Source organism: Beijerinckia sp. L45, from assembly GCF_009765775.1.
Taxonomy (GTDB): domain Bacteria; phylum Pseudomonadota; class Alphaproteobacteria; order Rhizobiales; family Beijerinckiaceae; genus RH-AL1.
On the sequence record NZ_LMUU01000028.1, the window covers coordinates 1 to 24,469 of the forward strand.

Below are 24,469 nucleotides of genomic sequence, written 5' to 3' on the forward strand. Positions count from 1 at the left end.
GCGGGAGAAGGGAGTCGCACCTCGCTCGATAAGCGAAGTCACACAGCGCGACCCTTTAGGCGCGGAGTTTAAGAAGATATGTCACGAGCCCATCAACAAGGCGGCGAGCCTTCGCAGCGCATGCTGCGCGTCGCCGAACTCATCCGTCATGCCCTCTCCGACCTTTTGTCGCGCGGGACGATCATGGATCCGGCCCTCGAAGGAAAGGTCATCACCGTCCCCGACGTGCGGATGAGTCCCGACCTCAAGCTCGCCACGGCCTATGTCATGCCGCTCGGCGGCAAGGACCTCAAGGAGGTTCTCGAAGCCCTAGAGCGCAACAAGAAGGCGCTGCGCACCGAGGTCGCCCACAAGATCAGCATGAAGTTCGCGCCTGACCTGCGCTTCCGCGCCGATACGAGTTTCGACTACAACGCCTCGGTCGACGCCATCCTGCAATCGCCGCAGGTGAAGCGCGATCTGGCGCCCCGCGACGGCGACGAGGAATGAACGAGGGCCGGATCGTCCTCTGCGTGTTCGGCGCGGTGGCGATCCTGATGATCGCCCTGCCCGTCGCTACGCTTCTGATGCCGAGTACGGTGCCGGCCGACGCCGCGCTGCGGGCCGACGTCAGCCGGTTCTTTCTCGCGGCGCAGAACGGCGGCGCGCCGGGCACGGGCCGACAGACCCTGCCGGCGATCGCAAAACTCTTTCCCCCGGGCACGCCGGACAGAACCGTCTTCGCAAAATTTGCGGACAGCGGCTTCACCTGCGTTCCCGACGCCAACGCCGCGTCGTGTTTTCGCGCCGGTCCCCCATCCTCCGCCTGCCGCGCCGACTGGCGGGCCTATCTGACGTTCGACGCGACCGGCACGGTCGTGACGAGCGAAGCCGACATTAGGACGACGTGTTGATGACCGAGAAAAAAGAACAGCACCGCTCCAAGCGGGTCGAGGTCAACGGCTGGGTCGTGCTCGACAAGCCCGTCGGCATCACCTCGACGCACGCGGTGTCGCGGCTGAAGCGCATTTTTAACGGCAAGAAGGCCGGCCACGCCGGCACGCTCGACCCGCTGGCCTCGGGCATCCTGCCGATCGCCTTCGGCGAGGCGACCAAGACCGTTCCCTACGTCCAGGACGGCGAAAAGGCCTATCGCTTCACCGTGCTCTGGGGCGCCGAAACCAACACCGACGATTCCGACGGCGAGATCGTCGCGCGCTCGGAAATGCGTCCGGACCGCACCGCCATCGAAGCCTTCATCCCGCGCTTCATCGGCACGATCGAGCAGAAACCGCCGGCGTTTTCCGCGATCAAGATCAACGGCGAGCGCGCCTATGACCTTGCCCGCGAAGGCGCGGTCGTCGACATTCCCGCCCGCGCCGTGACCATTCACGAGTTGAAGATCGTCGCGATGGAAGGCGACGAAACCGTGTTCGAGACGCGCTGCGGCAAAGGCACCTACGTCCGCGCCATCGCGCGCGATCTCGGTCGGGCGCTCGCCTGCTACGGCCATGTGACGGCGCTACGCCGGACCCGCGTCGGACCGTTCCTGGAAAGCGACGCCGTGCCGCTCACCGCGCTGGAGGATCCCGAAGTCGCGGCAAAGGCGTTGCGCCGGGTCGAGGCTGGCCTCGGCGAACTCACCCGTATCCTGGTGGACCGCACCGATGCCGCCCGCCTGCGCCGCGGCCAGGGCATGCTGCTGCGCGGCGCAGACGCCCCCAGCGACGGCCAGGCCTATGCTGCCTGTGGCGGCGTGGTCATCGCCATCGGCGGTATCGAAGGCGGCGAACTGGTGCCCGCGCGGGTGTTCAATCTGCCGTTTTAATTTTTACGACCGGACCACGATCGAAACTTTGCCCCGAGCGTGGTTGTCAAGAAAGCGGCTTCGAACGTCCTTGAAGAAGCGTGGCGGAAGAAGCCATAAGCGATGGTGCGCGGCTCGCGTCCCTCGACGAAACGCAGATCTGGCCCGGGCCATGCAAAAAGATTTGCTTCGGTCAGAACGATCCAGGATCGAGCCGCGTCTAAACCGAGCCGTGATCCGACGGCGGCAGGGATCTCCAAGGCCATGTCAGCTACCGATGGCTCCGTGTGAGTGATGGGCAGAACGGAAGTCTGACTTTGGCCGATCGTCGTCCTGTTCGTGCCGATAACCCCGCAAGGTCGATCTTTTCGCCCTTCGTCACGACCGCTCTGGGCCTCATGCCGCCAGAGATAGGCATACCGGATGACAAGGCCAGGATCAGGCGTCGGCAGGCTCACGAGACGTCTTTGAGCTCTTCATCGAGAAACGCGTATTCGGCAGGAACCTCGGCGCGGGCAACGAGGGCCACCTCATCCTCGGTCAGCGGCCGCACAATCGCCGTCCGTGCGCGCTTGAGACGGCCAAATTCGGCGGCCGACAAGACGACGAGACGGTCCTCTCCATTCTCCACGATGGTCAAAGGCTCCGTTAGGGCACCGTCCGCAAGCCTACTATAATTCTGGATAAAGTCTTCGGCGGTGACTTTCATGGTCGGCCCTCGGCGTTCGACCGATGATATCACGACGCCAGGGTTCAATCGACACGTCGGCAGCTCCGATCGGGATCTCGCCCAGTATGGGCCCAGATCCCAATGCTATCCGTTCAGCGCTGGTGCTGCTGAAAGTAGCTCCGAAGGACGGCGTTGATCTTGGTCTGGTAGCCAGGCCCCTGGCTTTTGAACCATGCGAGCATATCGGCGTCCAAGCGAATGGAGGCGTGGACCTTGGATCGCGGCATGGGCAGCTCTGCGGTCGCCCAATCACCCTGCTCCATCGCATCATCGGGATCGCTGCCGTCCGGAATGGGCTGTGCGGCCGCCCTCGTCCAGTCGCTCCGCATCTCGCCTTTCACCTGCCGTTCCTTGATCTCAGCTGACGTAAAGCTCACGATATTTTCTAATTTCTTTTTCATGGGCCCTCCTCATCGAAATGATGTGCTGTTTGGCGTCGCGCCACATCCAAACGACGGTGTAAAACTGGTCTTCGATCAGCGTCGTGGTTTTCCAGCGGTCCTCGTCGTTGCGTGGCGTCGGCTCATGGCTGGCCGGCCGCCCGTCGAAGAACAGCCGTGCGTCGGCAAAATCCAAGCCTCGGTCATCTTTTATCTTGCCGCGCTTGGCCTCGTCCCACGAATAATTCATGCGCCGAGCGTCTCGATAGCGAAGCTACGGTTCCTGGGTCGCTCGGCCTGTGGCGCGCAAAGCCCGTCGCTCCCGCGTCAACACCCGCGCCGTCGCCACGACGCCGAGCCCGAGCCCATAAAACGCCGCCAGAAAAATCAGCCCGTTGCGCAGCACGATCGCATAGCCAAGCTTGTCCGGATCGAGGAAACCATAGGGGTAGTCCGCGCCGATCAGGCCGACCATCAGAGTTGCGGCGAAATAGACGGCCGGAAATTCCAGCCACCGCAGCGGGCCGCTCCAAGCGAGCGGCGCTTTCGGGGCGAAGGCGACCCAGAACACCAGGCTGAGCACCGGGATCACGTCGTGCATGGTCATGTCGGTGTAGAACTGCACGCCCTGCGGAGACCAAAGTCGGCGCAGCATCGCCTCGTAGGTGATCCCGACCACGACGATGTAAACGAGCCCCGCCGCATAGAGGCTCGCCGGCGCCGGCGGCTTGCGCTGCGCCAACCGCCATGCGGTGACCGTCATCAGCGCCGCAATGCCGATATTCGTCAGGATCGTGAAATAGCGCAGGAAGAGCAGCAAAGCCGTGGCGAGGCCGCGCCCTTCGGCGAAGGACTTGTGGAAGGAAATACCGCACTCGATCGACACCGCGACCGAGCCGAGAACTGCGATGCTCGCCGCCAGAATCAAGCCGCGTCGCGTCGCCCGTCCGAAAGATGCCTGCACAGTCACGCCTCGTTTGGTCCCGGGCACGACCGCGCCGCCCGCGCTATCGCTTAATGCTGCCGACGCTTCAAGCGCAAACGCCGTTCGGTCCCGCGGCGCATTGACAAGAGATACGATCGGAGTCCGCGGATGGGCGGTGACCATCGAGGCTGCGCGGGCCGATTGCCGCAGGTAAATACATGATCTTGATCGCCTTTCGCGTTCAGCCCAACATCTAGCGTGAACAAATGCAGACTCAACAAAGTCGGCCGATTCGGGCGCGATTCGTTCGCGACTCGTTCGGTTTGTAAAGATGGACGACGCACGACGGATCGATGTGATACGCTTTGCCGATGCATCGGCGCGCAGAGGAGGTTGCGACGCGCGGTGCCATGACCCTGATGCTTTAACGTTTGATCCCACCCGAGGCGCAGCGCGACTCTGATGAACCTCCCGTTTTCGGCCAGCCGCCGGCCCGCGCGCGATCGCGCCCTGGGCGTCAGCCTCGTGCTGGGGCCGACCAACACCGGCAAGACCCACTTCGCCATCGAGCGCATGCTGGCGCATCGCTCCGGCATGATCGGCCTTCCGCTGCGACTGCTGGCGCGCGAGGTCTACAACCGCGTCGTCGAAAAGGTCGGCGTCGAGGCCGTGGCGCTGATCACCGGCGAAGAGAAGATCAAGCCGAAGGACGCGCGCTACTGGATCTGCACCGTCGAGGCGATGCCGCGCGATCTCGATCTCGCCTTCGTCGCCATCGACGAAGTCCAGCTCGCCGCCGATCTCGACCGCGGCCATGTCTTCACCGACCGTGTGCTCAACCGCCGCGGCCTTGAAGAGACGCTGCTGATCGGCGCCTCCACGATGCAGAAGCCGTTGCTGGAGCTTCTGCCCGGCGCCCATCTGATCCAGCGGCCGCGCCTGTCGAAACTGACCTTCGCCGGGGAGAAGAAGATCGCCCGGCTGCCGCGCCGAAGCGCCATCGTCGCCTTCTCGGCCGAGGAGGTTTACGCCATCGCCGAATGGTTGCGGCGGCAGAAGGGCGGCGCCGCCGTGGTGCTGGGCGCGCTGTCGCCGCGCACCCGCAACGCCCAGATCGACATGTATCAGAACGGTGACGTCGACTACATCGTCGCCACCGACGCCATCGGCATGGGCCTCAACCTCGATGTCGACCACATCGCCTTTGCGGCGGACAAGAAATTCGACGGCTGGCATTATCGCCGCCTGACGCCGGCCGAGTTCGGCCAGATCGCCGGACGCGCCGGACGCCATCTGCGCGACGGCACGTTCGGCACCACGGGACGCTGCCAGCCTTTCGACAGCGAACTCGTCGAGATGCTGGAGGATCATCGCTTCGATCCGGTCCGCATGCTGCAGTGGCGCAACACCGATCTCGACATGACCTCGCTGGCCTCTCTTGCCGGCTCGCTCGACGTGCTGCCGGGCGAGCCCGGCCTCACCCGCGCGCCGCTGGCGCAGGACCAGATGGCGCTGGAGATCGCCACCCGCGACGTCGACGTGCTGAAGGTCGCGCGTAACCGCGGCGATGTCGCCCGCCTCTGGGAATGCTGCCAGATTCCCGACTACCGCAAGCTGTCGCCCTCGGCGCACGCCGAGCTGGTGCTCACCGTCTACGGCTTCGTGGTGCGCGCCGGGCGCATCCCCGACGACTGGTTTGCCCGTCACGTCAACGTGTTGGACCGCACCGACGGCGACCTCGATACGCTGTCCGCACGCATTGCCCAGGTGCGCACTTGGACATTCATCGCTAATAGACCTGACTGGTTGCGTGATCCCGAGCATTGGCAGGGCGTTACGCGTCGGGTAGAGGACACGTTGTCGGACGCTTTGCACGAACGGCTGGCCCAGCGGTTCGTCGACCGCCGCGCCAGCGTTCTGATGCGTCGGTTACGAGAGAACGCAATGTTGGAAGCCGAAATTACCTCTGGCGGCGACGTGATGGTCGAAGGCCAGCACGTTGGCCAAATCAATGGCTTCCGCTTTACGCCGGACCCGCAGGCCCAGGGCGAGGCTGCCAAAGCCCTGAACGCCGCCGCGCAGAAGGCGCTGGCCTCGGAAATCGAGGGCCGCGCGACGCGTGTCAACGAAGCGGTGGACGAGGCCTTCGTCCTCGCCAACGACGGCTTGATTCGCTGGCTTGGCGAACCGGTCGGCCGCATCGGCGCCGGGGCCCACATTCTGGAGCCGCAGGTCCGCGTCATCTCCGACGAGCAGCTCACCGGTCCCTCTCTCGAAATGGTCCAGCGCCGCCTCGACCTGTGGCTTGGCCAGCACGTCAAGAAACTGCTCGGCACCCTGTCCGATCTCGAAAAATCCGCTGAACTCGAAGGCATCGCCAAGGGCATCGCCTTCCAGATCGCCGAGTCGCTCGGTGTGCTGGAGCGGGGCAAGGTCGCCGACGAGGTGAAAAACCTGCCGCAGGACGCCCGCGCCACGCTGCGCAAGATGGGCGTGCGTTTCGGCGCCTATCATCTCTATCTCCCCGCCCTGGTGAAGCCGGCGCCGCGTGCGCTCGCCGCCCAGCTCTGGGCGCTCAAGAACGGCGGCGTCGAAGGCGTCAAGGGTCTCGACGAGGTGCCGCATCTCGCCTCCTCCGGCCGCACCTCCTTCGTCGCCGATCCGGCCGTGCAGAAGGGGTTTTACCGCGCTGCCGGCTTCCGCGTCTGCGGCGAGCGTGCTGTCCGCGTCGACATCTTGGAGCGCTTGGCGGATCTGATTCGCACGGCGATCGCCTATCGCCCCGGCACCACGCCCGGCGATCCGCCGGCCGGCGCCGCCGACAACGATGCTTTCGTCGTCACGGTGGGCATGACCTCGCTCGCCGGTTGTTCGGGCGAAGCCTTCGGCTCGATCCTCAAGTCGCTCGGCTATGTGCTCGACCGGCGTGCCGGACCTGCGATCACCGTCCCGCTGGTGCCGAAGGCCGCAACGGCTCCGGTGCAGCAGCCGAAGCCGGAGGACGCGGCCGCGACGCCGGAACCTATGGACGAGGCACATGATGCGCCGGCGACCGATGACGGCGAGACCGCCGAAGCCGAGACGACGCCGCCGATCAGCCGGGAGCAGCAAAGCGAGCTGATCACCGCCGCCCTCGAGGGTGGCGCGCTGGACGCGATCACGCCGTTGCATACGTCCGAGGTGGCCGCGCCAGAGACTGCGCCGCCGGCAGAGCCGGAGGCTGCGGCACCGGTCGCCGAGGCCGAGCACGACGCACCCCCTGAAGCGGCAACGGCAGAAGCCGGACATTTTGAAGACGCGCCCGTCGCGGACATCGCACCTGTCGAGCCGACGGCGGAAGCCTCCGAGCCCGTTGCGGCCTCGAGCGAAACCGAGCCCAGCGACGCGGCCCCGGCGGAGGAGCCGGCCGAAATCCCGCTGATCGACGTCTGGCGTCCGCATCGCCAGAACGTTCACAACCGTCGTCCCGCCGGCGATCGGGCCAAGTTCCAGGGTCGGCGCGACCGGGCGCCGACGGCGCAGAGCGGCGCGGCACCGGCAGGGGGCGAGGCGCCCGCCGGCGGTGAGGCGCAGTCCACCGGTCCGCGTCCCGAGCGCTCGGCCCGCTACCGTCGCCCCGAAGGCGAGGGCTTCAAACGCCCGAGCGGCGGCGATGGACAGAAGAGCGGCGGCGAGCGTTCAGGCGGCGGCCAGGGCCGGCCGCAGGGCGATGGCCGGCGCGGCCGCGACGGGGATCGCGACCAGGGGGGCAACCGGTTCCGCCGCGATGAGCGCCCGGCCGCTGTGACGAGCAGCGAGCGGCCGAAACCGCGCGACCGCGCGCCCGATCCGGATTCCCCGTTTGCCAAGCTGGCCGCTCTCAAGGAACAGATGGAAAAGGACCGGCGCTAGAGCGCTTGCCGCATCGGACGGGTGAGAACCGCTCACTCGCCGGTCCGTGCAGCAAGTGGCATTAACGGTGCGCGTGGAACGGACCGACTCTAGCCACGGCCTGTGCGGTTCCCGCGCACTCCGCTTTCGGAACGACTTCGACTCTCAAGTACGGTATCGACCGACGTTTCAAAGTCTTCAAACCACAGGTCCGGCCGGCCGCTGAGTATCGTCGCGGCTTCGGCCGTTGTCATGTAATCCTGACAACACAACAGATGGGCGCCACAATAGGGCGCATAGGGATTTCTAAACCCGCACATAAATCCGACCTGTGCTTTAATTTTTAGATCTTTTGGCGTGTTAAAGACGATAAAGCATACGTCGCTGTGCTCATCATCTTTGTTTTTGCATGCAAGTCTCGCAGTCATACGCACCCCTTCTACGACAATATTTCCAGAATAAGTTGTATTGTACCTTTGCCTTGGATCGTCATAAATCATGACGAATTCTGGAATCTTCAATAGCCTTCGTCGGATTGAGACCGACCACTTTATAATTCGGCGATTGCCAGAGCTATCCAACGTTCTTTCTCTGGAGTAGTTAAAGAGATCATAACGACCGTATAAGTTTTGATATCTTGACCTGAATGGCAATTCCCATTTTGCAGGAGGCGATATATAGATTGAAAATATCGTTAGAAATATTCCTATAATGGCCAGAAGTATTCCAAAGACGGTTGCTCTGTCTTGCCAGCTCATAGACGCACTCCGGGCGCAGAATGTAATTGACCCTCGATAGCGAGAGAAGGCGAAATTTGGACTGGACGGATATAATCGATTGATTTTGCTTCGTGGTACCCGGTCCGGACCATCGATTAACGGAGGCCCGTAAACTTTCACCCGACCCGTCCGCGATGGTCAATGTAAGCTCGGATCGCTTATAATTTGCTTTGCTAAATCCTTCGTGACGCCTGCTCAGACAATGAGCAGGCGCCGCTCCACGGCGGCTTCGAGATCCGAGAGCAATCCCGAGACCCGCCAGAACAGACCGTCGAGGGAAAAGATCTCGATCAGGCCCGATGTATATAAATCGGTGGATTTGACTAAAGTCATAGCTTTCATGGCGCGCCCAAACGGCGAGACATCTTCAAAACGGCTGTTACGCATAGTAAAGCCCTCACGCATACCAACGGCGTTATTCACAGACCGCTGCGGGCGTAAGTCAAGGGCGGCGCGAGGTCTGATCCTGCGCTCGCGAGCAAATTTCGTGACCTGTTGCGCAGGTGACGCAGCTCTTTTGGCTCAAGACGATGCAGCCGGGACGTCATGTCAACTTATTGAAAGTAAAGAAGCTTCAACAACATTGCCCATTAATTTGGCGCTCTGCTCAAGGTCTGGACTCTCGTTTGGGCCGAAACTAGTTTATGCCACTAACGGCGCGTCCCAACGCGTTGGCTCATTCTATGAGCCCTTCTCCCTTGACTTCGGCTCGCCTGGGTAAGCCCCGGGCGAGCTATTTTTTCGAATGATGGCGGCGGCCGGTCAGGTCCGCTCGTCGTCGCTGTCCTGACGATGGCGGAAGTCCTCGGAGCCGTGACGATCCCGATCGAAATCGTCGTGATCGCGATTATGGTGCCGTTCGGCCTCGCGGTCCTCGCCGCGATCGTGGTCGCCGTGCCGCTCATGGTCGCGATAGAAGCGCTTGCCGAAGTCGTGGTCGTCGAAGTCCCGGTTTCCGAACGCGCGTCCCTTGAAGTCGTGGTCGCCGCCGTTGTGGTCCCGCCCTTCATCGCCGCGTCCGCCGCGGGGACCATGCTCCTCGTCGGCCTGATCATGGTGGTGATGCCCGGACCGGTGCCCGTTCTCGCCGTCGCGATCGCCGTCCTCATGCTCTTCGGGAAGGTTGAAGGCCTTCGCCAGGATTTTCTTCGGCGGCATCCCGTCGAGCAGTTTTGGCAGACGCTCCTTCTGATCGTCGCTGAGCGTGGCGATCAGCGGGCCAGACGCATCGGCCAGCGCCTTCATCGCCTGGCCGCCGCGGATCAGCCGCTCGCTCATGCTCTTGAGCTGATGCAACGCATCGGTCGGCTCGTCGCCGTGGTCGCGATGAGCTTCGGCATGGGCCTTGGCGAGATCGCGGATCGCGGCCTCGACGGGCGTCCAGAGCGGCGCCTGGTCCGGCGTCAGTTCAAGTCCGGCATGGAGCCCCGCCAGTCTGGCATCGAAATAGGCCTTCATCGCGCCCATGGCCTTGTCGTCGGCCTTCTTGTCGTCGAGCGCCGGCTTGTTCGGCGTCGGCGTTGCCTTGGACTCGGCTGGGCCTTGCGGCGGATTGGCAGCTGGCGCGCTTTGCGCGAAGGCGGCCGGCGGACTGAAGAAAGCGGTCGAGCCAAGCAGCGCACCGAGCGCGGCCCCGACGGGAAAACGGCACATCATTGAACATCTCCGGACATTAGACCGGATTGGATTAGCCGCGCGCGAAGAACGAATGATGGCGCTTCTGCCTCATCGCGCATCACGTTTGATCAATTCTTGTCGTGACGGATCCTGTACACTGTATAGGGCGTGTTTTTAACCATGACCGGCTCCAGCCACGGCGGAATCCGTCCGGCCTCGAGCGCGGCAGCGAGACTGTTCGGCGCCCGCGCGGCAAGGCTCTTGGTCTGGCCGAGGCTCGGGCAGGTCATCAGGTAGGTGGCGTCGCGTGCGGCCAGCAGGCGGTACGCGGCATCCGGCGCTGCAAGGAAAGCGTCGAACATGAATCGGTTGCCGTCATTGTCGCGATGGTAGGGCCCGGCAAAGGCGGTGAGGCCCGTGTGAACGAGAAGAAAGGAGCCGGCATCGACCGGCGCCACCACGGAGCCGGGCGGAAGATCGCGCAGCCCGTCGAAGGCGGCGGCGGCCAGGCATGTGTCCGTGCCGGCGCGCGCCGCCGGCGCGGAATCGTCCGGCAAAGCGATCGCCCAGGCCATGGCGGTAAAGGGAAACACGAGGCCTAGCGCGAGGCCCGCCAGGAGCTCGCGGCCCTGCCGCGTCGCCCGCGCATGAAGCGCCACCGCCAGCGGAAGCGCCCCGCAGACCGCAAGCGGCATGACCGAGTTCAGGACACGGATCTGCCAGAACGTCATGGCGATGCCGATCGCGATGAGGGCGACGAGCAGGATCATTCGCAACGCGGCCACGCCGCGCCCGAAAATTAACGCGATGGCGATGCCGGCCAGACCGAGCGTGGGCGGGACGATGTAGAGGAGCGTCGTCATCGGCGTCGCATGCGCCAAGGCCAGCAGCGGCTTCGACTCGCTGACCTGCGACAGCCAGAGCTCCCGCACCAGGGGATCGACCATCGCGAAGGGATCGTGCAGACAGGTGGGATAGGCCGTGGCGACGAAGCCGAGGGCGATGAGCGCAACCACGCTCGCGCCGACGAGCCGAAGTCCGCGGCTCGGCATGCGAGCCGAGGCCATGACAAGCACGGCGCATCCGCCGGCGAAAATCAGGCCGGCGCCGAGATGCGCGGCGCCGAAGGCATCGCAGACGGGCGAAAACCAGCGATCGGGCGCCACGGTCGCGGCGAACATCGGAATGAGGCCGGCGGCGAGCCCCGCGCAAAGGCATCGCAGCATGCGATCCATCGCGGCGCCATGCCAGACCCAGACCGCGACGAGCATGCCGAGAAGACAGGCGATGAACGGCAGGTTCTCCAGGCTGATCGAGAAGGACACGGCGATCAGGATGCCGGTCAGGACGGCATAGCGCGCCTTCGGCAGATCGAGCGCCAGAATGGCGGCGCCCACCAGAAAGACGAGGGTCACGATCTGCGGCGCATGGTGATCGATGCGGCCGGGTTGGAACTGGACGATCGCCGCGCCGTTCAGCAGCGTCGCGGCGATCGCCGGCACCCGCGCGACGCGGCCGAACAGCGTGTCCGCCAGCCAGGCGACGCCACTGAACAGGCCGAGCAGGCAGAGGAACGGCAGACCGAGCCGCGCGAGCTTCTCCGCCGTCGCCTGATCGGCAAACAGGCCGAAAACCTTGATCATCAGCGCGATCGGCACGTCGACGGTGCGCGACCAGTGCATGTAGATGCCGGCCGGCGGGTCGAGCCCATAGACCGTCAGGTCATACCAATGCTGGCCTGCGAGCAGGCCGCGCACCTGAACCATCCGCAGGGCGTCGTCGGTATCGAAGAACGTGCCGCTGTGCCAGACCGCGACGAGTTGCGCCCAGTAGAGGCCGAACGCCAGAATACTGGCGACGACCACCATGACGCCGACGGCGACGTGGTCGTTCGCTGTCTTGGCCCGATCAAGACGCGCGCGGGGAGCATCGGCGACGGCGGTCACAAGCGTCTCCGACGTTGAGGCTACGGTTTCACGCCGCTTATAACGCGCCGCGCTTACCGCCGTCTTACCGTTATCGGCCGACGATCTGGTCGCCGCCGGGTCCCAGGAAGTCAGAAGCGACGAGCTCAAGCCGCGCCGCGGAACGGCGAAGAAGGTCGCTCGTCCGGGCGACATAGGTGTCGGTCCGGGCAAGCACAGCAATGGAGCGATCGATCAGATGCCGTGACCGTGTGATTCGAACGGCCGTGACTGCGACGCGCGCCGCGCTCAGATCAAGCATCGGATGGCCTCGCGTGATCGTGTGGGGAGCCGCTGCGGGCTCCTCAGTCTTGTCAAAGCCAGCTTGACCGCTGCGACAGGCTCTTTATCGATCGGTTCGGCCAAGTCACCTGCCTTCACATTATCAAATGACAGTTTGCTGCGCGAGCGATCGATGCGTCAAGACGCGATGGGTCGGTTCATTCGTCGCGCTTGACGGGCATCGACCGAGCGCTAGAGCATTTTCACAAAGTTGCAGATTTTTGTGATTAAGCAAATGCTCTAACTCTTTGAGAAAGGAGCGATTTTTGATCGCTTTGGTGATTCCGCCAAAGCGGAAAGCGCTCTAGGCGCCAACACCGGACACGTCCATGACGCAGAATCACACCGCACGCCTCGTCATCCGCGATGCCGACGCCTCGGACGAACGCCAGTGGCGCCGCCTTTGGGGCCTCTACAACCTGTTCTACGACCACGCCGTTTCGGAACCGGTGACCGCCGCGACCTGGCAGCGGATTCTCGATCCGCAATCCGCGATTTTTGCGCGCATCGCCGTCGACGGTACCGCGCTCGTCGGCCTCGCCACCTACGTGCTGCACGACTGCACGTGGACGATCGCACCCGTCTGTTACCTCGAGGATCTCTTCGTCGATGCGGCCCAGCGCAAGACCGGCACCGGACGCGCCCTGATCGAGGATGGCGTCGCGATCGCCAAGGCGCGCCAGCTTGGGCGCGTATACTGGCACACCAAAGCCGACAACGTGGTCGCCCGCCGCCTCTACGATACGTTTGTCCAGGTCGACGACTTCGTGCGCTACACGCTGCCGATGGACTGAAGCGTCGCGACCTTGACGGCTGGCGGTCCAGAGCCCAACAAACGCATCACGCAATTCGTGATCGATGAAGGTGCATGATGGCCAACGCTCCCAGCTTGCTGCGCCGCCTGTCCCGCATCCCGGCCGAAATCGTGGTCGGACTCTACGTCACCGTCGATTTCCTGGTCGCGCCGCTGTTCCGGCCGCTGATGCGTTGGCTGTCGAGCCTGCGCCTGATCCAGCGGATCGAGGGCTGGATCGCGTCGCTGCCGCCCTACGTGCTTCTGGTGCTTCTGGTAGTCCCTTTCGCCATCGCGGAATTGGCCAAGGCCTATGCGGTCTTTCTGATGGGCAGCGGCCATTTCAAGACGGGCATCACGATCTTCATCGGCGCCTACATCGTCAGCATTCTCGTCTGCGAGCGGACGTTTACCGCCGGCAAGGCGCAGTTGATGACGATCGGCTGGTTCGCCCGGCTCTGGACCTGGCTGATGAGCTACAAGGACAGGATCATGGCCTGGTTCCGCTCCACCGAGGTCTGGCGCCTCGCCGCCGATCTCAAGCAGCGCGCCCGCCTCACGCTGCGTCGCATCAAGACGCGGCTCGGCATGGACGTCGGCACCAAGCCGAGCGGCTCGTTCGAGCAGCGCTAGGCTGATCTCACGGGGGTTCACCATCGTCTCGGATGGGTTCGCGCTCGGCGCCGTGCGGCAGGGGCCGCCCGCGTGGCGCCGCTGCCCCGGAAAGACGAAGTCGGCCCGGTAACAGCCTTCTGCAAGCCGCTGCGCAAGCCGGTGACGGCGGTAAACCTGCTTGCCGTCAACCTTATCGGCGGCGTGGCGGATGGATACTAGGGCAATTTTCGGCGGCCTCATCACGCGGCAGATCGCAGGCAACTGGAACTAGAATTTCGACGTTTTCGAATTTAATCAATCGTTTGCCGTAATACAATTAAGCCCCAAGCAGCAAAGCGTCGCATCGTCTGCCGGTCAGACCGTTGGCGGCTGCATGAATTCGATCGTCGTGCCGTCGGGATCGCGCACGTAAACCACACGCGTGCCGTTCCGCGCGCCGCCGGCGATGATCTGCGGGGCGCCGACCGCCTGCCAGTCCGCGGCTTCGATGTGGGCGAGGACGGCGTCCAGGTTGTCGACGTCGAAGGCGACATGCACCGATCCGATATCGCATGCGCGGGGCCGCAGATGCTCGCGATGGCACGGTGCGATATATTGCAACAGCTCGATTTTGTGGCCGGGCGCCAGCAACACGGCAATATCGATCTCCGCCTCCGCAACCCCCGTCACCTCTTCGGCGAAGGCCCCCATCCGCCGCGCCCGATACAACAGCTTGAAGCCCAGCACGCCCTGCCAGAAGGCGAGCGACGCCTCGATGTCCCGGACGGTGATGCCGGTATGATCGGCCTGCAGGATCTTGAACGGCGGCTTGGTCATGCCATGACGTTTACCCCCGATTCGCCATCAGATCGAGACCGCCGAACGCCGGCCCCAAGCGTCAGCCGCCGAGCTTGCCCTTCACCAAAGCGCTGGCCTTGCCGAAGTCCATCTTGCCGGCATGGGCGCCCTTTAGCGCCGCCACCACCTTGCCCATGTCCTTGATCGACGCGGCGCCGGTTTCGGCAATCGCGGCATCGATCGCGGCCGTGACCTCCGCATCGCTCATCGGCTTCGGCAAATAGTCCTGCAGAATTGCGATTTCTTCAGACTCGACGAGCGCAAGATCCTCCCGCCCGGCTTTCTGATAGATCTCCAGTGACTCCTGCCGGCTTTTCACCATTTTCTGCAGAAGAGCCAGGATATCGGCGTCCGCCATGGTCTTGCCCAGGCCCCGCGCCTCGATATCCTTGTCCTTGAGGGCTGCGTTGATGAGCCGGATGGTCTGGACCCGGCGTTTGTCGCCAGATTTCATCGCCGCTTTCAAATCGTTGTTCAGTGTGTCGCGCATGCGCTATGTCCTAACTGTCGGAAGACGACATGTTGTTTGTGAAAGAAGTTTGGTTGGGATATCAAAGCAAACGAGTTGCATTTTTTTGCAAACGGGTGCTGGCTTTGACTAGACCCCACGCTTACGCTTGACCCGCCTGTCACCGTCTTCGTGACGGCGATGCGTCCCGAGCAGTCCCTTGCGAGATTTGAATGCGTCGTCCCGTTAAACCGTTCGTGACGGAATACAAAGGCCCGATTCGCCGGCCGGGCCAAGCCGCGGGTTCCGCCCAACGGCTGCAGAGCGAGGAATTCTCCTACGCGACCGCGGCAAACGAGGTGTTTTCCCGGTCTGGCGGCGACATGCCCCGCCACAATCCGGAGGACGCCTATGAGGCGGCCCTGCGCGCGGCGGATGCCTTATTTTCCCCGGCGGAGAAAGCCCCCGAGCCCAAGCTGAGCGCGCCGCGCTTCGAAAGCACGGCAATGGCGGATCACGACCAGCCAGACATCGAGTCCGGGGATGCCCCCGGAAGTGGAGGCCGTATCCTCCGCGCCATCGACGAGACGCCGGCGCCCGGTCTTGCCGAACTGGAGGCGGAGCGCGAGCCGAAGCGCCGCGGCCGCAAGCCCGGCTCGAAGAATAAGCCGAAAGCGCCTGTCTTCATCGACGACGTGCCAAGGGCGCCGGTCCAGGCCCGGCCGGCTCCGAGCACACCGCCGCCTGTATTCCGCGACGCGGATTTCGACGCCCCCCGCCCGGCTCCTGAAGCGACCCCGCGGCCAGCGACGACGACGCCCTCCAGCACCTACCGGTCGCGCGACGAGGAGCGTTTCGCCTGGGTTCGCACCAAGCTGAAGCCGGGTGAAGAGTGGAAACGCCGGCTGCCCAAGGTCTGCTGGTAGCTGCTCCTTAGGGATAAGTCGCGACCCTTTGCAGTTTTGCGGGCGCGTTCACATATAAGCGAGCGCGAACACCTTGTTTCGCGTCACGCAGGACCACCCATGTCTATCCGTTTTTCTTGGCTCCGCTCGTCTCAGATGCGTCGGTCGGCGATGGCTGCGCTCGTCCTCGGGCTCGCAGCCGCGTTCACCGTTGGATCCGTCGGCGACAGTTTCGCCCGTCTGGGCAGCGGCGGCTCCTTCGGCAGCCGCGGCTCGCGCACCTACAGTGCACCACCCTCGACCTACACGGCACCGCGCAGCTCGACGATTGCGCCCAGTTCCGGTTTCAATCCCGGCTTCGCCGCGCAGCGCCCCGGCTTCTTTTCCGGCGGCTTCGGCCGCGGGCTGCTCGGCGGCCTGGTGGGCGCCGGCCTGTTCGGGATGCTCTTCGGCAACGGGTTCGGCGGCGGCCTCGGCGGAATCTCGTCGATCTTCGGCCTGATCCTCCAGCTTGGGCTGCTGTATCTGCTGTTCCGGTTCATCATGGGCTTCTTCCGCAATCGCCAGCAGCCGGCCTTCGGTGGCGCGGCCTTTGGCCAGGCCCCGCCTCAGGGCGGACCGGTCGGCGGCGGGTTTGGCTTCGGCTCCGGCAACGGCGCCCCGCGTGGCGTGCCGATCACCATCGATCCGTCCGATTTCGCCGCGTTCGAACAGCGGCTTGGCGAAATCCAGGGCGTCTATAGTGCCGAGGACGTCAACGGCCTGCGACGTCTCGCGACGCCCGAAATGGCCAGCCACTTCGCCGAAGAGCTCGCCGGCAACAGTCGCCAGGGCGTGGTCAACCGGCTATCCGACGTGAAATTGCTGCAGGGCGATCTCGCGGAAGCCTGGCGCGAAGGCTCGACGGACTATGCCACCGTGGCGATGAAGTTTTCGCTGATCGACGCGATGGTCGAGCGGGCCACGGGGCGTGTCGTGGGCGGCAGCGCGACGGCGCCGCAAACCGTCACAGAGCTCTGGACCTTCGTCCGGCCGGCCGGCGCGGGCAATGCCTGGGTGCTTTCGGCAATCCAGCAGGGCTGAGCGGCGAAAAATCTCGGGCGGCATGCCGCTGCCCGAGGTCGGGGATGACTATCAATGTCGGTTGCATACTGGTGCGTGCTCGTCGCCGCCATTCTTCCGTATCTGACTGTGGGGATCGCAAAGGCGCGCAGTTCCTACGACAATCGCGACCCGCGCTCGCCCGGACTCTACCAAGGGCTCGCTTATCGGGCCAACAGCGCCCACCAGAACGGGCTGGAAACGTTCCCGTTTTTTGCGGTTGCCGTCGTGGTCGCAAGCGGTGGTTCGGCGCATACCGCGATCGGTGTTCTAAATACGCTGGCCCTGACATGGCTTGCGTTGCGCCTGGTTTATATCGCCGCTTATCTGCTCGATTGGCCGAGCCTGCGCAGCCTCGCCTGGATCGCCGGCCTGTTCATGACAGTGGGGATCTTCACCTTGCCAGCGTGGCATGGGTGACGTTTGCCGAAAAAGGGGTGTATTTTCACGCTTCGATAGGGATCAGGCCCCGGAGATGGTGAGCGTGGACGATACCAGTCACGACCTGGCTCCTGAGGCAGAAGCCGAGGTCGTCAAGATCGCCGAACCCGCACCCCGCGCGCATTCGCCCTCAGCTGTCCTGTCGCTCAAGCAGGCGATGCGTCGCGCCCGCTTCGACGATGCCGAGCGCACCGGCGTCGTCGCCGACCTGCGCGCCGCCCGCCTCGGTCGGCTCGAAGTGCTGCAGGAAGCCTTAAAGCCGCTGCTCGCGCAAATACCCGACGACGTGGATTGCTTCGACGTCGGCGTGATGCCCGGCGCCAACCCGCGCCTGTTCATCGACATGATCGGTTTCGTTGAAATGGGCCGCGACCCGCGGGTGTACCGGTTCGTCCAGGACACCCGCCACGGTCGGGTCAAGCTGGCGGAAAGCGAATCCGTCGACGCGATGGTCGAAGCCGCCACGCACTACGTGGCCCGTCGGCTTCTTGAGCGCGACAAGGCGCTCGCCGCCTATAGCGCCGACGATCCGCCGCCACGCCGCACGGTTCGCCCCCGGCCGATCGCCCCGACGCGGCTGGCACCGCCCCTCGAGAGTCACGCGCCGGAGCGGCGCTCCCTGACGCAGGTGCTCGCGACCATCTTCGCCTTCTTCATCGACGTGTTAGGGTCGATTGCGTTCTTTTCGCTCTTGGCATTTGCCGCCTGGGTGGCCTGGTCCAATTACCGGCATTGAGCCCCGAAGAGGCAAGGGCTGGAGCGGCGGCGCGATCTCGGCTAAGGACGCAGCGGGCCGGACCGCAATCCTCTGCGACGGCAGTCTCCAGACTCTGATCGGCTTCTGGCGCTTGATGCTGCTGTATTGGATCCACGTCACGCGCTCACCGGCCTCTTCGCGGAGACCCGGATGACGCGCATGCTGGTCGGCTTGGCCGATGCCAGGGACGCCGCGGTCGCGGCGGCCGGCGGCGTCGATGTCGTCGAAGTGCGGATGGCGGGGATCGGGGATGCCCGTCCCCTTGATCCCACCGCGATCCGCGCGATCCGGGCGGCATTTCCCGGGACGCTGCGGCTGCGGATCGATGATCCGGCGCAGCAGTTGGGCGCGACCGAGGCCGCCATCGCTTTCGGCGCCGACGAGATCGCGATGCCGATCGAGGCAATTCCCGAAGCCAAAAACATCCTCACGGCTTTGGCGCCGCTGACACGCCCGGTGACGCTGGTCGCGATCGTCCTTGCGGACGGCGACCTCGGCACGCCGCCTGAGGCCATGGCGGGACTCGCCGGATCCGTGGTGCTCGATGTTTGCGACGGTACCCGCCTGATCGACGCGTTGGCCATCGACCAGCTCGATGCCTTTGCCGGCGCGTGTCGCGGCGCGGCGATCCCCTTCGGCCTCGCCGGCGGATTGGAAGCGCCCGATGTCGCGCGCCTGCTGGTGCTGCAGCCCGATCTCCTCGGCTTCGACGTCGCGCTGCGCCGGGATCACCGACCGGACCACGCGCTGGACGCCAAGGCGGTGGCGACGATACGGGCGCTGATCCCACACGATGCGCGCGTGCGCGGCAGCGGCGGCCTTATCCATACCGACGAGACGGACCATATCTTCGTCCACGACTTCGTCGCGCTGCTTTCGATCGGGGCCTATCAGGCCGAGCGTGGCGTGCGCCAGCGCGTCCGCTTCAGCGTCGATGCCGACGTGCGCCGACCGGCCGAACCGCCGACCGACATGCGCGGCGTCTTCTCCTACGACATCATCATCGAGACCATCCGCGTGCTGGCCGCCCGCGCCCATGTCACCTTCGTGGAGACGCTGGCCGAGGAGCTCGCGGCCACCCTGCTCGCCTATCCGCAACTGACGCTGGTGTCGGTGAAGGTCGAAAAGCTGGATGTCATCGAAGGCTCGGTCGGCATCGTCATCACCCGAGATCGGGCGAGCCTACCGATAGGCGCCGCCTGATGCGCCCGGACGCCGCCGCAAAGCGCGATACGTTCTTCGCCGCGATCGGTTCGCGCTCCCTGCTGATGGGCATCGTCAACGTCACGCCGGATTCGTTTTCCGACGGCGGGCGCTTCGTGGCCCCGGAGGCTGCCATCGCCCAGGCCCGCGCCCATGTCGCGGCCAGTGCCGCCATCATCGACGTCGGCGCGGAATCCACGCGACCGGGTTACACGCCTGTCTCCGAGGCCGAAGAGCTGGCGCGGCTCGAGCCGGCGCTGACGGCGCTGATCGCCTCGGTCGACGTGGCCGTGTCGATCGATACGACCAAAGCTGGCGTGGCGCGCGTGGCGCTGGCCGCCGGCGCCGCCGTGGTCAACGATCAGTGGGGCCTGCAGCGCGACCCCGCGATGGCCGTCGTCGTCGCCGAAGGCGAGGCCGGCCTCGTCATCATGCACAATCGCGACGACATCGATGCCGCCATCGACATCATGGACGACATGCGCCGCTTCTTCGACCGCTCGCTCGCACTGGCCGACCGCGCTGGGATTCCCCATCACCGCATCATCCTCGATCCCGGCATCGGCTTCGGCAAGAGCAAGGCGCAGAACCTGGCCGCGCTGCACGGCATCGCCGCGCTGCGCGGTTACGGCCTGCCGGTGCTGGTCGGCGTCTCCCGCAAATCGCTCTTCGCCGCCCTCATCGGCGCCACCGACGTCGCCGACCGGCTGATCGGCACGCTCGCCGCCAATCTCGCCGCGGCGGCACGCGGCGCCGCGATCTTCCGCGTTCATGACTGCGCGGAAAACCGCGCGGCGCTGACCGTGTTCGACGCCATCGAGCGCGCCTGATGGACTGGATCGACATCGGCCTCGGACTCGGTGGCAACGTGGGCGACGCCCCGGCAGCAATCGCCGAGGCACTGCGGGCGTTGGAAGACCGCGGGCATATTCGCCTCGGCCGCGTCTCGGCCATCTATCGTACGCCCCCGTGGGGCCCGGTGCCGCAGGCCGATTTCGCCAATGCCTGCGCGCTTGCCCAAACCGACCTCGCGCCGCGCGATCTGCTCGCGGAGGTCAAGGCCGTGGAGACCCTGCTCGGGCGCGCGCCGAGCGTCCGTTGGGGCCCCCGCCGGATCGACATCGACATTCTGTTTTACGCCGGTGCGACGCTCGACACGCCAGACCTCGTCATACCGCATGAAAGCCTGTTCGAACGCGCTTTCGTGCTGGTGCCGCTGGCCGAGATCGCGCCCGACCTGACCATCGCGGGCCGCCGGATCGCCGACGCAGCGGTCACGATTGCGACATCCGACATCCGGCTCTGGTCCGAAGAGGCCTAAGCCTCTATGGCAGGCGCCGGGTGGCCTCTTGACCGCCATTCCACAATAACCCGATCGTCATTTCAGAGGGATACCAAACCATGGGCGAGATGCTGACACTGACCACGGCCGACGGCGCGACGATTTCGGCTTACCAAGCGACCCCGGAAGGCACGCCCAAGGGCGGCATCGTCGTCATTCAGGAAATTTTCGGCGTCAACCATCATATCCGCGGCGTCGCCGACCGCTTCGCAGCCGCCGGATACCTTGCCATCGCCCCGGCGATGTTCGACCGCGTCGAGCCCGGCGTCGAACTCAACTATGACGAAGCCGGCATGGGTGCGGGTATCGCTCTGATGCAGAAGACCAATCACGCCGCCGCGTTGCAGGACGTCGCCGCAGCGGTCGCGGCCGCATCGAAGGCCGGCCCGGTCGGCGTCGTCGGCTTCTGCTGGGGCGGCACGCTGGCTTACGCCGCGGCGACGACCTTGGACACAGTGGCTGCGGCGGTCGGCTATTACGGCGGCGGCATCGTCGGCATCGTCGCGGACAAGCTGCACTGCCCGGTCGAGCTGCACTTCGGCGAACAGGACGACCATATCCCGATAAGCGATATCGAAAAAATTCGCCAGGCTCATCCCGGCATGGCGGTCTACACCTACCCCGCGGGCCACGGTTTCAACTGCGACGAGCGCGGAAGCTATGATAAGCCGAGCGCCGACCTCGCATGGGGCCGGACGATCGAGTTCCTCGGTCGCCACATCAAATAATCAGCCGGAAGGAATTTTATATGAAAATCTCCGCTCGCAACCAGCTCGCTGGCACGATCCTCGAGATCCACAAGGGGGCCACGACCTCGCACGTCATCATCGAGGTTCACGGTGCCAAGATCTTCGCTTCGGTCACCAATGAAGCCGTCGACGAGCTCGGCCTTGCCGTTGGCAAGAAAGCGACCGCAATCATCAAGGCGTCGGACGTGATGGTCGGCGTCGCCTAGCAGCCGGCAAGGCGAGACGGTTTTGCAAGCCGCGCTACCGCATGGGAATTTCCATGCGGTAGCAGGCTGGAACAATCGCGCTATTGCGCGCGGGCAGGCTTCGAAGGCTTCCCAGATCATGCCTTCGTAGTATTGGTCATCCTCTTCGTTGACTGGATCGTCAGATCCGGCGCATTTATTGGCTTCAACAGCAAAGAATTATTGAGGTAGGAGAGCCGCCGGGTTTGGCGGTGCCGAAACGGGGGGACGGTCGTGGCAGGAAGTGTTGCGTTCGTGTTCCGACCGGGACTGGCGAGCCCCGCCTTCAGCAATGTCCGCCTTTGCGGCTTGTGGGACAGCCACGGCCGCCCGAGTTCCGCCGAGACGCAAATCGTCATGGCGCCGGTTGCCGACGCGGCGGGATGTCCGGCCTTTCAGGTCGCCGTCAGCTTCGACGATAGTGTTGTGGGACAAACGATACGCTGGGGCATCCGGGCGGATGGACCAGGTGCCGCCGATCGCTGGATGATCGCCTCCGGCATCGTGCGTGACGGTGGGACGGTGTTTCTCGAGTTCGTCCTTGGAGCCGGGGACCAGACGCGGGCCTATGACCTGACCCTCGGCCGGTCTCTCGGCGCCAACATTGTTCCGGGGCCATCGGGTAACATTCTCCGCTTCAGCGTGTGGGCGCCCAACGCCAAAGACGTCGCGCTTGTCCTCGCGGATCCGTCCGTCGGCTATGTCGCCGACGACGGGACGGGCATCGTGCGGACGCTGCCGATGACCCGCGAGCCGACGGGAGTCTGGTCGACGGGACAGGATCCGATCCTCGCCGACATCGGGCACCTCGTCGGGAAGCCCTACATGTATCGCATCACCAAGGACGACGGCTCCGTCGCCTATCGTTCGGACCTCTTCTCGCGCGCGCAGATCGGCCAGGGCGGCTTCGACCCCGACGGCAAGCCCTATGGGGGGCTGCCGAGCCTGCTCGACGGCACCAAAAGCTGCTCGGTCGTCGTCGATCCGGAGCGCGTCGTCGACGAAAACGGCGACTCGATTGCGACAGCGACGTTCTGGGCCGACGAGTTCGATCCGGCCAAGCCGCTGCCGACGCAGACGCAGGATCTGCTCATCTACGAGCTCCACGTCGGCGCGCTGGGCTTCGGCCGCCCGGAGGCGGGGACGCTGGACGACGCGCTCGCCTTCGTCGGCTATCTCGAAGAGCTCGGCGTCAATGCCGTCGAGCTTCTGCCGATCGCCGAGTTCCAGGGCTATGAAGGCTGGGGCTATTCGACCTCGCATTTCGCCGCGATCGAAGGCAGCGCCGGCGGCGCCGACCGGCTCAAGCACTTCGTCCGCAAATGCCACCGGCACGGCATCGCCGTGCTGCTCGACGTCGTCTACAACCACTACGACGGCGACGCCGAGCGTGCCGAATGGCAGTATGATTCCAACGACCCGCCGAAAAACATCTATTATTGGTACGAAGGCCAACCATCGGACTACCAAGACGCCGCCGGCCATCCCTTCCCGGATGGCGGCTACGTCGACAACCAGTCCACCGGCTATGCCCCGCGTTTTTCCGAGGAGATGGTGCGCCAGCTGTTCATCAGCAGCGCCGCCGCCTTCGTCACCGACTTCCATGTCGACGGGTTCCGCGTCGATCAGACGACGGCGATTCATTCCTATGCCGTCCTGCATGCGGACGGACGCCCGGCCGATGCGGCAAAAATCGCCGGGATCGCGTTCCTGCGGCAATGGACGCAGACGTTGCGACTGATCAAACCGGGCCTCTTTCTCACGGCGGAGGATCATTCCGGCTGGGCTGCAGTGACTCAGCCCTTCGAGCAGGGCGGCCTTGGCTTCGACGCGGCCTGGTACTCCGATTTCTACCACCATCTCGTTGATTTCGGCGACGGCGGGCCGGAATGGGCCAAGCTGGTGCGCAACGCCGGCTATGGCGATGCGCGGGCGCTGGCGATGTCGGCCTTTGCCGGCGCGCTGCGCGGCAGCGCCGACGGCAAGATCGTCTACACCGAGTCCCACGACGAAGCCGGCAACGGCCATGACACGGCGCGAACCATCTGCCTCGCGGTGAACAACGCGCCGCTCGTCGGCGACACCCGGACCTGGGCGGAGGCGCGCGTGCGCGTCGCCGCAGGGCTTTCGCTGTTGTCGGCGGGAACGCCGATGTTCTTCATGGGCGAGGAGGTCGGTGCCCAGCAGCCCTACCGCTACAATGATTTCGTGCAGCACCGCGAGGATTTCGCCGGCCTGAAAGCCGGCAGCGGAAAAAACCTGTTCGCCTTCTACAAAGACCTGATCGCCCTGAGCTGCGGCAGCCCGGCGGTCCGCTCGCGCGCCATCGACGTGTTCCTCGCCGACGACGCCAACCGGGTGATCGGCTTCCGCCGCTGGAGCGGCGACGATGAGGTTCTGGTCGTCGCCAGCCTCAATCCCGCACCGTTCGACCATGGTTACGTCATGCACGATGCTGCGTTCAACGGCACGCATTGGCACGAGGTGCTGAACAGCGATGCGACGGCCTACGGCGGCCACGGCCTGGGCAATTTCGGCGCGACGCTGGCGGCCGAGGGCGGCGCGTTCAATCCAGTCGTCCCCGCGACGGGGATCCTGGTGTTCCACCGGGTGACGGCCTGACCCGCAGGCACGAGGCGCAAGAGAATCGAGGAACGGCCATTGCATCACGGCTCGGGATGATCTGTTGTCGGCACGTCCGTGCCTGAGCCAGGAACCCCT

The 24,469-nt window shown here is 64.8% G+C and carries 29 protein-coding genes; 17 read left to right on the forward strand and 12 right to left on the reverse strand.

Annotated features, from left to right (window positions below; translation table 11 throughout):
* Positions 1–78: 78 nt before the first annotated feature.
* From rbfA to truB, 3 genes are read left to right on the forward strand one after another with little or no spacing between them, the layout of a single operon-like run.
* Entirely contained in the window at positions 79–489 is a 411-nt protein-coding gene (gene rbfA, locus GSQ79_RS02030) for a 30S ribosome-binding factor RbfA (RefSeq protein WP_158807073.1), read from the forward strand.
* On the forward strand, positions 486–893 hold the full coding sequence (locus GSQ79_RS02035) for a hypothetical protein (protein ID WP_158807074.1): 408 nt from the start codon (positions 486–488) through the stop codon (positions 891–893). Before rbfA ends, GSQ79_RS02035 begins: the two co-directional genes overlap by 4 nt.
* Complete coding sequence (gene truB, locus GSQ79_RS02040; protein ID WP_158807075.1) at positions 893–1,807, forward strand: tRNA pseudouridine(55) synthase TruB; 915 nt, start codon at positions 893–895, stop codon at positions 1,805–1,807. The genes GSQ79_RS02035 and truB overlap by 1 nt, the downstream gene beginning before the upstream one ends.
* Here truB and GSQ79_RS02045 read toward each other — a convergent pair.
* The 5 genes from GSQ79_RS02045 to GSQ79_RS02065 form a co-directional block, all read right to left on the reverse strand.
* On the reverse strand, positions 1,804–2,244 hold the full coding sequence (locus GSQ79_RS02045) for a hypothetical protein (protein WP_246725041.1): 441 nt from the start codon (positions 2,242–2,244) through the stop codon (positions 1,804–1,806). The genes truB and GSQ79_RS02045 overlap by 4 nt on opposite strands.
* The gene (locus tag GSQ79_RS02050; RefSeq protein ID WP_158807076.1) at positions 2,241–2,495 is read right to left on the reverse strand and encodes a type II toxin-antitoxin system Phd/YefM family antitoxin; all 255 of its coding nucleotides are present in this window, start codon (positions 2,493–2,495) and stop codon (positions 2,241–2,243) included. Before GSQ79_RS02050 ends, GSQ79_RS02045 begins: the two co-directional genes overlap by 4 nt.
* Before the next feature lie 113 nt (positions 2,496–2,608).
* Positions 2,609–2,917, reverse strand: a complete 309-nt coding sequence (locus GSQ79_RS02055; protein WP_158807077.1) for a BrnA antitoxin family protein — start codon at positions 2,915–2,917, stop codon at positions 2,609–2,611.
* Positions 2,874–3,146: a BrnT family toxin gene (locus GSQ79_RS02060; protein ID WP_158807078.1), complete on the reverse strand. Its 273-nt coding sequence runs from the start codon at positions 3,144–3,146 to the stop codon at positions 2,874–2,876. Before GSQ79_RS02060 ends, GSQ79_RS02055 begins: the two co-directional genes overlap by 44 nt.
* Positions 3,147–3,170: 24 nt before the next feature.
* Positions 3,171–3,860, reverse strand: coding sequence for a Pr6Pr family membrane protein (locus GSQ79_RS02065; protein WP_158807079.1), 690 nt, complete (start codon positions 3,858–3,860; stop codon positions 3,171–3,173).
* A 423-nt stretch (positions 3,861–4,283) separates the two neighbouring features.
* Here GSQ79_RS02065 and GSQ79_RS02070 point away from each other — a divergent pair, with 423 nt between their 5' ends.
* Positions 4,284–7,712 (forward strand): helicase-related protein, encoded by a 3,429-nt coding sequence (locus GSQ79_RS02070; RefSeq protein WP_158807080.1) that lies wholly within the window; start codon positions 4,284–4,286, stop codon positions 7,710–7,712.
* Positions 7,713–7,801: 89 nt separating this feature from the next.
* Here the strand turns inward: GSQ79_RS02070 and GSQ79_RS02075 are convergent, their stop codons facing one another.
* From GSQ79_RS02075 to GSQ79_RS02095, 5 genes are all read right to left on the reverse strand, one after another.
* Positions 7,802–8,212, reverse strand: coding sequence for a hypothetical protein (locus tag GSQ79_RS02075; RefSeq protein ID WP_158807081.1), 411 nt, complete (start codon positions 8,210–8,212; stop codon positions 7,802–7,804).
* Between the two features lie 453 nt (positions 8,213–8,665).
* Positions 8,666–8,857 (reverse strand): hypothetical protein, encoded by a 192-nt coding sequence (locus GSQ79_RS02080; RefSeq protein WP_158807082.1) that lies wholly within the window; start codon positions 8,855–8,857, stop codon positions 8,666–8,668.
* A gap of 375 nt (positions 8,858–9,232) precedes the next feature.
* Positions 9,233–10,123, reverse strand: a complete 891-nt coding sequence (locus tag GSQ79_RS02085; protein WP_158807083.1) for a Spy/CpxP family protein refolding chaperone — start codon at positions 10,121–10,123, stop codon at positions 9,233–9,235.
* Positions 10,124–10,215: 92 nt separating this feature from the next.
* Entirely contained in the window at positions 10,216–12,033 is a 1,818-nt protein-coding gene (locus GSQ79_RS02090) for a hypothetical protein (RefSeq protein WP_158807084.1), read from the reverse strand.
* Positions 12,034–12,103: 70 nt separating this feature from the next.
* Complete coding sequence (locus GSQ79_RS02095) at positions 12,104–12,313, reverse strand: hypothetical protein (protein WP_158807085.1); 210 nt, start codon at positions 12,311–12,313, stop codon at positions 12,104–12,106.
* 349 nt (positions 12,314–12,662) lie between these two features.
* On the opposite strand from GSQ79_RS02095, the gene GSQ79_RS02100 reads away from it, so the two are divergent.
* The 3 genes from GSQ79_RS02100 to GSQ79_RS30025 all read left to right on the forward strand — a co-directional run bounded on the left by GSQ79_RS02100 (position 12,663) and on the right by GSQ79_RS30025 (position 13,960).
* The gene (locus GSQ79_RS02100) at positions 12,663–13,127 is read left to right on the forward strand and encodes a GNAT family N-acetyltransferase (protein ID WP_158807086.1); all 465 of its coding nucleotides are present in this window, start codon (positions 12,663–12,665) and stop codon (positions 13,125–13,127) included.
* A gap of 77 nt (positions 13,128–13,204) precedes the next feature.
* Entirely contained in the window at positions 13,205–13,759 is a 555-nt protein-coding gene (locus GSQ79_RS02105; RefSeq protein WP_158807087.1) for a hypothetical protein, read from the forward strand.
* Between the two features lie 72 nt (positions 13,760–13,831).
* Entirely contained in the window at positions 13,832–13,960 is a 129-nt protein-coding gene (locus GSQ79_RS30025; protein WP_256378978.1) for a hypothetical protein, read from the forward strand.
* A gap of 135 nt (positions 13,961–14,095) precedes the next feature.
* Here the strand turns inward: GSQ79_RS30025 and GSQ79_RS02110 are convergent, their stop codons facing one another.
* Both GSQ79_RS02110 and GSQ79_RS02115 read right to left on the reverse strand, forming a co-directional pair.
* Positions 14,096–14,557 (reverse strand): VOC family protein, encoded by a 462-nt coding sequence (locus GSQ79_RS02110; RefSeq protein ID WP_158807088.1) that lies wholly within the window; start codon positions 14,555–14,557, stop codon positions 14,096–14,098.
* 61 nt (positions 14,558–14,618) lie between these two features.
* Positions 14,619–15,068: a GatB/YqeY domain-containing protein gene (locus tag GSQ79_RS02115; RefSeq protein ID WP_158807089.1), complete on the reverse strand. Its 450-nt coding sequence runs from the start codon at positions 15,066–15,068 to the stop codon at positions 14,619–14,621.
* A 191-nt stretch (positions 15,069–15,259) separates the two neighbouring features.
* Here GSQ79_RS02115 and GSQ79_RS02120 point away from each other — a divergent pair, with 191 nt between their 5' ends.
* The 10 genes from GSQ79_RS02120 (at position 15,260) to GSQ79_RS02165 (ending at position 24,370) form a co-directional block, all read left to right on the forward strand.
* The gene (locus GSQ79_RS02120; protein WP_158807090.1) at positions 15,260–15,952 is read left to right on the forward strand and encodes a hypothetical protein; all 693 of its coding nucleotides are present in this window, start codon (positions 15,260–15,262) and stop codon (positions 15,950–15,952) included.
* Between the two features lie 150 nt (positions 15,953–16,102).
* Positions 16,103–17,014: a Tim44 domain-containing protein gene (locus GSQ79_RS02125; RefSeq protein ID WP_246725042.1), complete on the forward strand. Its 912-nt coding sequence runs from the start codon at positions 16,103–16,105 to the stop codon at positions 17,012–17,014.
* A 54-nt stretch (positions 17,015–17,068) separates the two neighbouring features.
* A complete protein-coding gene (locus tag GSQ79_RS02130) occupies positions 17,069–17,452 on the forward strand; it encodes an MAPEG family protein (protein ID WP_158807092.1) in 384 nt (127 codons plus the stop codon).
* 64 nt (positions 17,453–17,516) lie between these two features.
* A complete protein-coding gene (locus tag GSQ79_RS02135) occupies positions 17,517–18,209 on the forward strand; it encodes a hypothetical protein (protein WP_246725043.1) in 693 nt (230 codons plus the stop codon).
* Positions 18,210–18,380: 171 nt separating this feature from the next.
* Positions 18,381–19,433 (forward strand): dihydroneopterin aldolase, encoded by a 1,053-nt coding sequence (locus GSQ79_RS02140; RefSeq protein ID WP_158807093.1) that lies wholly within the window; start codon positions 18,381–18,383, stop codon positions 19,431–19,433.
* Positions 19,433–20,263, forward strand: coding sequence for a dihydropteroate synthase (folP, locus tag GSQ79_RS02145; protein ID WP_210252988.1), 831 nt, complete (start codon positions 19,433–19,435; stop codon positions 20,261–20,263). Before GSQ79_RS02140 ends, folP begins: the two co-directional genes overlap by 1 nt.
* Positions 20,263–20,754 (forward strand): 2-amino-4-hydroxy-6-hydroxymethyldihydropteridine diphosphokinase, encoded by a 492-nt coding sequence (gene folK / locus GSQ79_RS02150; RefSeq protein ID WP_246725044.1) that lies wholly within the window; start codon positions 20,263–20,265, stop codon positions 20,752–20,754. The genes folP and folK overlap by 1 nt, the downstream gene beginning before the upstream one ends.
* Before the next feature lie 80 nt (positions 20,755–20,834).
* Entirely contained in the window at positions 20,835–21,503 is a 669-nt protein-coding gene (locus GSQ79_RS02155; RefSeq protein ID WP_158807094.1) for a dienelactone hydrolase family protein, read from the forward strand.
* Positions 21,504–21,523: 20 nt separating this feature from the next.
* Positions 21,524–21,730: a molybdopterin-binding protein gene (locus GSQ79_RS02160; protein ID WP_158807095.1), complete on the forward strand. Its 207-nt coding sequence runs from the start codon at positions 21,524–21,526 to the stop codon at positions 21,728–21,730.
* Between the two features lie 252 nt (positions 21,731–21,982).
* A complete protein-coding gene (locus GSQ79_RS02165; RefSeq protein WP_158807096.1) occupies positions 21,983–24,370 on the forward strand; it encodes an alpha-amylase family glycosyl hydrolase in 2,388 nt (795 codons plus the stop codon).
* Positions 24,371–24,469 lie beyond the last annotated feature (99 nt).